4 protein-coding genes and 2 pseudogenes are annotated in these 5,791 nt (G+C 66.5%); 1 reads left to right on the top strand and 5 read right to left on the bottom strand.

Annotated elements, in window-relative coordinates; all coding sequences use genetic code 11:
* The coding region (locus tag RMO40_RS25460; protein ID WP_489660087.1) for a hypothetical protein at window positions 1–228 on the top strand (228 nt) is incomplete at its 5' end.
* On the opposite strand, the pseudogene RMO40_RS01435 reads toward RMO40_RS25460, so the two are convergent.
* The 5 genes and pseudogenes from RMO40_RS01435 to RMO40_RS01415 all read right to left on the bottom strand — a co-directional run.
* Window positions 215–1,387 (bottom strand): annotated as a pseudogene (locus tag RMO40_RS01435) (glycosyltransferase family 4 protein); the annotation flags it as partial. The gene RMO40_RS25460 and the pseudogene RMO40_RS01435 overlap by 14 nt on opposite strands.
* Window positions 1,384–2,460, bottom strand: coding sequence for a glycosyltransferase (locus RMO40_RS01430; protein ID WP_309715259.1), 1,077 nt, complete (start codon window positions 2,458–2,460; stop codon window positions 1,384–1,386). The pseudogene RMO40_RS01435 and the gene RMO40_RS01430, both read right to left, overlap by 4 nt.
* Entirely contained in the window at window positions 2,457–3,800 is a 1,344-nt protein-coding gene (locus tag RMO40_RS01425) for a right-handed parallel beta-helix repeat-containing protein (protein ID WP_309715257.1), read from the bottom strand. Before RMO40_RS01425 ends, RMO40_RS01430 begins: the two co-directional genes overlap by 4 nt.
* A 13-nt stretch (window positions 3,801–3,813) precedes the next feature.
* Window positions 3,814–4,929 carry an acyltransferase family protein gene (locus RMO40_RS01420; RefSeq protein ID WP_309715254.1) on the bottom strand — a complete coding sequence of 372 codons (1,116 nt, stop codon included), beginning with the start codon at window positions 4,927–4,929 and terminating at the stop codon, window positions 3,814–3,816.
* Window positions 4,926–5,791 (bottom strand): annotated as a pseudogene (locus tag RMO40_RS01415) (hypothetical protein); the annotation flags it as partial. The gene RMO40_RS01420 and the pseudogene RMO40_RS01415, both read right to left, overlap by 4 nt.

Genomic DNA, 5,791 nt, shown 5'->3' with positions numbered 1-5,791 from the left:
CCGCTCAACGCTGCGGCCGAACTGTTCGGCATGCAGTGCCTGATCGCCTTCGGCCAGGAGCGGTCTTACGCGATGGTGGTTATGGTGGCGGCAGCCGTGTTCATCACGATGCTGCTGCTGGTGCCCACCGGCGCGCTGTCTTATGGTTGGGCCTTGCTGGCCGCCGAGGCGAGCTTGGCCCTGGTGGCGGGCTTGCGGCTGCGCGCGGTGCTCAGGAAGAAGCTGTAGCGGGAGCCAGCGCCTGCGCCACCGCAGCCTGCAGGCCAGCCTGAAAAGACGCCACCGAAAAGCGCTCCGCATTGGCCCGGCATGCGGCGGCCGTGCAGGGCGGGCCCGACTCGAAGCGGGTCACCGCGTCGATGATCGCGGGCACCGTCTGCTCGTCGAAGAACAGGCCGGTGCGCTGAGCCCCTTCGGTCACCACCGTCTCGGTCGCGCCGCCGCGGCCGAACGCGATCACCGGCGTGCCGCAGGCCTGCACTTCGACCGGCATGATCCCGAAGTCTTCTTCCGCCGCGAACACAAAGGCGCGTGCACGGCGCATGTGGTCGGCCAGCACGTCGGTGCCCTGGTAGCCAAGCACCGTGACGTTGGGCCCGGCGACCGCACGCACACGATCGATCTCGGGCCCGTCGCCGATCATCACCAGGCGCTTCTCCGGCATCTTGGCGAAGGCTTCGGCGATCAGCGGCATCTTCTTGTAGGGCACCATGCGCGAGGCGGCAAGGTAAAAGTCTTCCTTGCGTTCCTGCAACTGGAACCGGTCCAGGTCGACCGGCGGGAAGATGACCTGCGCCTCGCGGCGGTAGACCTTGCGGATGCGCCGTGCGATGAAGGCCGAGTTGGCGATGAACACGTCGACGCCGTTGGCGGTGCGCAAGTCCCACAGGCGCATGTAGTGCAGCACCAGGCGCGCGATGGCGCCCTTGAAGCCCTTGGCCAGGCCGGACTCGTTGAGGTACTGGTGCTGCATGTCCCAGGCATAGCGGATGGGCGAGTGCACGTAGCTCACGTGCAGCTGGTCGGGGCCGGTGATCACGCCCTTGGCCACCGCGTGGCTGGACGACACCACCAGGTCGTAGCCCGACAGGTCGAGTTGCTCGATGGCCAGTGGCATCAAGGGCAGGTACGACCTGAAGTGCTTGCGCGCCCCCGGCAGGCGCTGGATGAAGGTGGTGGTGGCGCGTTTACCGAGCACGAAGCCGCGGTCTTCGTCTTTCAGGAAGTCGACCACGGTGAACAGGTCGGCTGCGGGGTAGACCTTCAAGATCTGCTCCACCACCCGCTCGCTGCCGGCGTAGGTGTCCAGCCACTCGTGCACCACGGCGACTTTCAGGGGCTTGCTCTGCATACTGCTCTGCATGTGTTGGTCAGGTGGGAGGGTCATGCCAATCGCCGTTTCACGATGTCGTCGAACACCGCCCCGGCGCGGGCCCAGGTGAACTGCGCCGAGCGTGCGGCGCCGGCTGCGCGCAACTCGGCACGCAAGCTCTCGGAGCCGAGCAAACGCCGCAATTCGGTGGCGAGCGTGGTGGGGTCGTGCGGGTCGCAGTAAAGCGCAGCGTCGCCGCACACCTCGGGCATGGAGGCACACCGCGACACGATCACCGGGCAAGCACAGGCCATGGCCTCCAGCGGGGGCAGGCCGAAACCTTCGTAGAACGAGGGAAACACAAAACACGAGGCGGCTTCGTAGAGCGCGCGCAACTGGGCATCACTCACGTAGCCGGTGCGCACGATGCCCGGGCCTGCGGCGGACGAATCGGCAAACACCTTGCTGTTGCCGCCGCCCACGGCGACCAACGGCACGGCGTCGTCGCCCAGCAGCGCCATCGCGGCGACGACCGCACCGAAGTTCTTGTTGGGCGAGAGGCTGCCGACCGCCAGCACGAAGGGCTTGCCGACGAGCCCGAGGCGTTGCACGGTGGACGGGTCGGCGGCTTCACGCAGGAGGTGCTCGCCACTCTCGGGAATCACCTCGATGTCTTGGAGCGGTCGGCCGAAGTGCTGGCTCAATTCGCCGGCGCTGAAGGCCGACACGGTGGCCACCACGCGCGAGCGTTTCATCGCGCCGCCAAGCATCAGCCGGTACCAGCTGCGAAAGGCGAGGCTGTAGTTGCCCGGGTTGGCGACGGTCGCGGCGTCGTGCACCACCACCATCTGCTGGCGGCGCAGCGCGGGGGCGGTGTTGCACAGGTTCACCAGCGGCGAGTCGCCGGCCGCGCGCGGCAGGTCGAGCTGCTCCCACAGGTGGCCTTGGCGCTGGCCCACACGCAGCAGCTCGCTGCGGCTCGCGAAGGCGGGAGGGTTGACGAGCGGCGCATCGGGTGTCATCACGCGGGGCTGCGGCGTGCGGGCTGGCACGCTGGCGCTGTAGGCTTCCATCAACTCGATGGCAAAACGATCCACGCCCGTCAAAGGGCGAGTGAGAAAGCGGCCGTTGATGAGAAGCCCGCTCATCGCAACTCCACGCCGAGGGTGGGTGACTCTTCGGCCATCACCGACACGCGCCGGCCCGCCGAGGCGGTGGGCACCGACAACGCGCCAGCCCCGATGCCGCGCAACACAACCCGCGGGGGGCTAGCCATGCCAGCGCTGGCCTCCACCTTGCCGAAGCGCGCCCGCAGGTCGCGCACGTTCTCCAGCCACACCGCCGTGCGCGAGGCGCCGCGCTCGGCGCAGCCTTCGAGTTCGACACCACTCACTTCGAGCATCTGCAAGTCCTTGGCGTAGAGGCCGGTGTTGAAGGCGTTGGTGACACGGCAGTCGTTCATCTGTACTTGTTCGCTGGCCTGGATGTAGACCCCCTCGCCGTCGGTGTTGTCGCGCAGCGTGAGGTTGGACAGGCGCAGCGTGCCGGTGGCGCCGTTGACGCCCACCAGCCGCGAGCGCGAGTGGCTGATGGTGATGGACGACAAGCGGGCGTTGTGGGCGCGCACGAGCTCGGCGCCGCACTTGTTGCCGGCACGGCCTTCGATGGCACCGGCCTGGTCGACCTGGCCGCGCTCGAACACGGCGTTGTGTGGAAAGCGTGTGGCATACGAATCTTCCTGTGCCACGTAGATGCCGCTGCCGCGTGTGCGCGTGACCCGAAACTCCGACACGTTCACATCCGACTGGCCCACGACCGTGATGCCGCGTGCGTTGGAGTTGGTGACGACGATGCGGCGCGCCGTGCCGCCCGAGGCATCGGGCAGCCTGCGGTAATTGACGAAAGCCAGGCCGTCGTCGCCGGTGTCCTCGCAGTCGATGTCTTCTGCCAGCGACTGGCCGCAGTTGGCGAAGTGCACGCCGTCGGCCGAGGTCTTGCGCACACGCGCACCCGACACCACCGGGCGCTGGCACGACTCGAACAACACGCCAGCGCCCTCGAAGCCCTCGACGCGCACCCGCTCGACACGCACGTCGGCCCCGCCCATCACCAACACGCCTGCGCCGAAGCGAATGCGCTGGCGTGGCTCGCGACGCCAGGCGAGTGACGCGCCCGACAGGGTGACGCCGGTGGCCTGGCGAATCTCCAGCCCGCTGACCGAGGGGTCGTCGCCCATCAGCACGGCACCGGGCTCGAAACGGATGCTGCGGCCCGACCCGCGCAGCTGCAACGTGCGGGCGTAGCGGTAGGTGCCGGCGGCGACGACGAGGTCACCTTCGTAGTCGGTCAGCGCACGAACCAGCGCGGCGGTGTCGTCGGCGTCACCGTTGCCGCGCGCGCCGAACGAGGCGAGGGTGCGGGAAGCGCCGTGGCTGGCCGATGCGAAGCCGATCGATGCTGCGCCGAGAACAAGCTCTCTTCGCTTCATGCGGACTGCCGATTCATTCGGTGCGCACCTGCGGCAGCTTGCTTGCGCCCACGGGCTTGTCGGCCAGAAGTTTCTTCAGCCAGGGGTTGGGCGCGATGAAGTTGTAGATCAGCGGAAACCGTTTCAGAACCGTGGCAAGGGTTGCCGGGATCGACAAGGCCAGCACCAGCGACACGAGCAAGGCGGCCAAGTCGCCCACATGCGGCGCCAACAGCTTGAACGATGTTTTCTCCAACAGCGAGTGTTGCCAGAGGATCAGGATGGTCGAGGTGCCGAGCCAGCGCAGCACCGACAGGGTGTGACGGTTCCGGATCGACACCGCCGTCGCCACCATGGCCACGATGCCCGTGAGCGCGATGACCGTGCTCAGGCCGAACGGCCTGTCGTAGCGCCAGTTGAGGTCAACCTCGGGGCGCAAGAGAAAGTTCAACGCCAGGAAGACCGCGCCGATGGCAAGAGCCGCTCGCCACTGCGACGCTGCAAGCCACTGCGTCTGCCCGAGTTGCTGGACGAACAGCCGCCCGATGATGATGTAGCTGGCCCCGGCCAGCGCCACCTCTGCACTCCAGGGCGCGCCGGAGCGGAGCAGGTCGCCCCAGCCGATCTGTCGCGCAAGCTGGTAGTCGGTCGTCAGGGCGAGTTGCCAAGCGAGTTGCAGCAACGCAAACAGAAGCAGCTGCGTGATGACAGCTTGCGGCTTGTTTTTGCCCGCCAGCAGTTCCCCGATCTTGTCGAGCAGGAACACCAAAACCAGCGCGACCGCGAGGCAGGGCAGGAACCACAGCGGGACGGTGGCGATCGTGTGCCCGGTTCCGTACAAGACACCCATGGCGATATCAGCCAGCGTCGCATCGGGCTGCAGCCGAAAGATCATGGGCACGGAGATCAAGGAGATGAAGAAGAACGGGATCACGCACGACAACGCACGGGCGGCCAGCGCCTTGCCGCTCATGCCGTAGTGCAGGGTCAGGCCCGTGATGAAGAAGAACAGCGGCATGCTGACCGAGAAGATCGCGCGCGCCGAGGCCTCGGAGTACGCCCAGAGCGCAGGATGATGCCCAAAGGCGACCAGCGCGATCCCGATGCCCTTCAGCGCATCGATCCAGGCCAGGCGTGGTGCTTGGCTCACTTGCTGCGACCCAGTTGTTTGACGAGCGCGGCCAGCACGAACACCAGCACGATGCCGATCTGCCAGGTGAAGGCCCGCGACGCACCGAGATAGGGGTACCTGAAGATCTCGAGAAACGACAGGTAGAGCAGCGGGTAGATCAACGCGCCGGCGGGATGGGCCTGGCGATAGAGGTTCAGGGCGTAGCCGGCTGCCAGCGCGATCGCACAGAAGTAGACGATGCCCATGGGCAGCCCGATGTCGTAGACGACCGAAAACAGGCCCGACGGGTTGTTGAACTCCTGGTCGACGTAGCGGGCCAGGAACTGGCTGAAGTGGTTGAACTCCGTTCGGGGCTGGCCCACCAGAACGCCAAAGCCTTCACCCACGCCCAAGGGGAATTTGTGAACCCACATCAAGGTGTTTTCGAAACGCAGCGAGGGCCACTCGAAGGTGGCGAGCACGCCGGCGCCGTTGTTCAACGAGGTGTAGTAGTAGCTCGCGAAGCGGCCGATGGCAAATTCCCAGAAGCTCATCTTGCCGGCGTAGGTGTCTGACTGCCATGACCTGAAGTACTCGGAGGCACCGAAGTAGAGGATCAGCAGCGGCACCAGTGCGAACGGCCCCACCAGGATCGCGAGCCTTCGGGTTGCGGTGGGCACGCCTTTGGACAGCTTGAACCCGCCTGCCACCGCGAACGGTATGGCCGCTTCGATGAGGGCCAGCCGCTCCGACCACGCATAGACGCGAAACAGGGTCAGTGTCATCAGCACGGCCGCCAGTGCGTGGTACTTCCGGGCCAGGGGTTTGTCGGCATGGACCCAGCAGAACGCGTAGATGGAAAAAAACACCGGCGCCATGTTGACCAGCGAGGTGATGCCGG

It is taken from the genome of Rhizobacter sp. (assembly GCF_031412075.1).
Taxonomy (GTDB): Bacteria; Pseudomonadota; Gammaproteobacteria; order Burkholderiales; family Burkholderiaceae_C; genus Rhizobacter.
This window is presented reverse-complemented; position numbering and strand designations above follow the sequence as displayed.

What these genes read in the sequence shown, in the direction of transcription:
- RMO40_RS01430 (WP_309715259.1), bottom strand. Translation starts at nt 2,460, where the DNA reads ATGAGCGGGCTTCTCATCAACGGCCGCTTTCTCACTCGCCCTTTGACG.
- RMO40_RS01425 (WP_309715257.1), bottom strand. Translation starts at nt 3,800, where the DNA reads ATGAAGCGAAGAGAGCTTGTTCTCGGCGCAGCATCGATCGGCTTCGCA.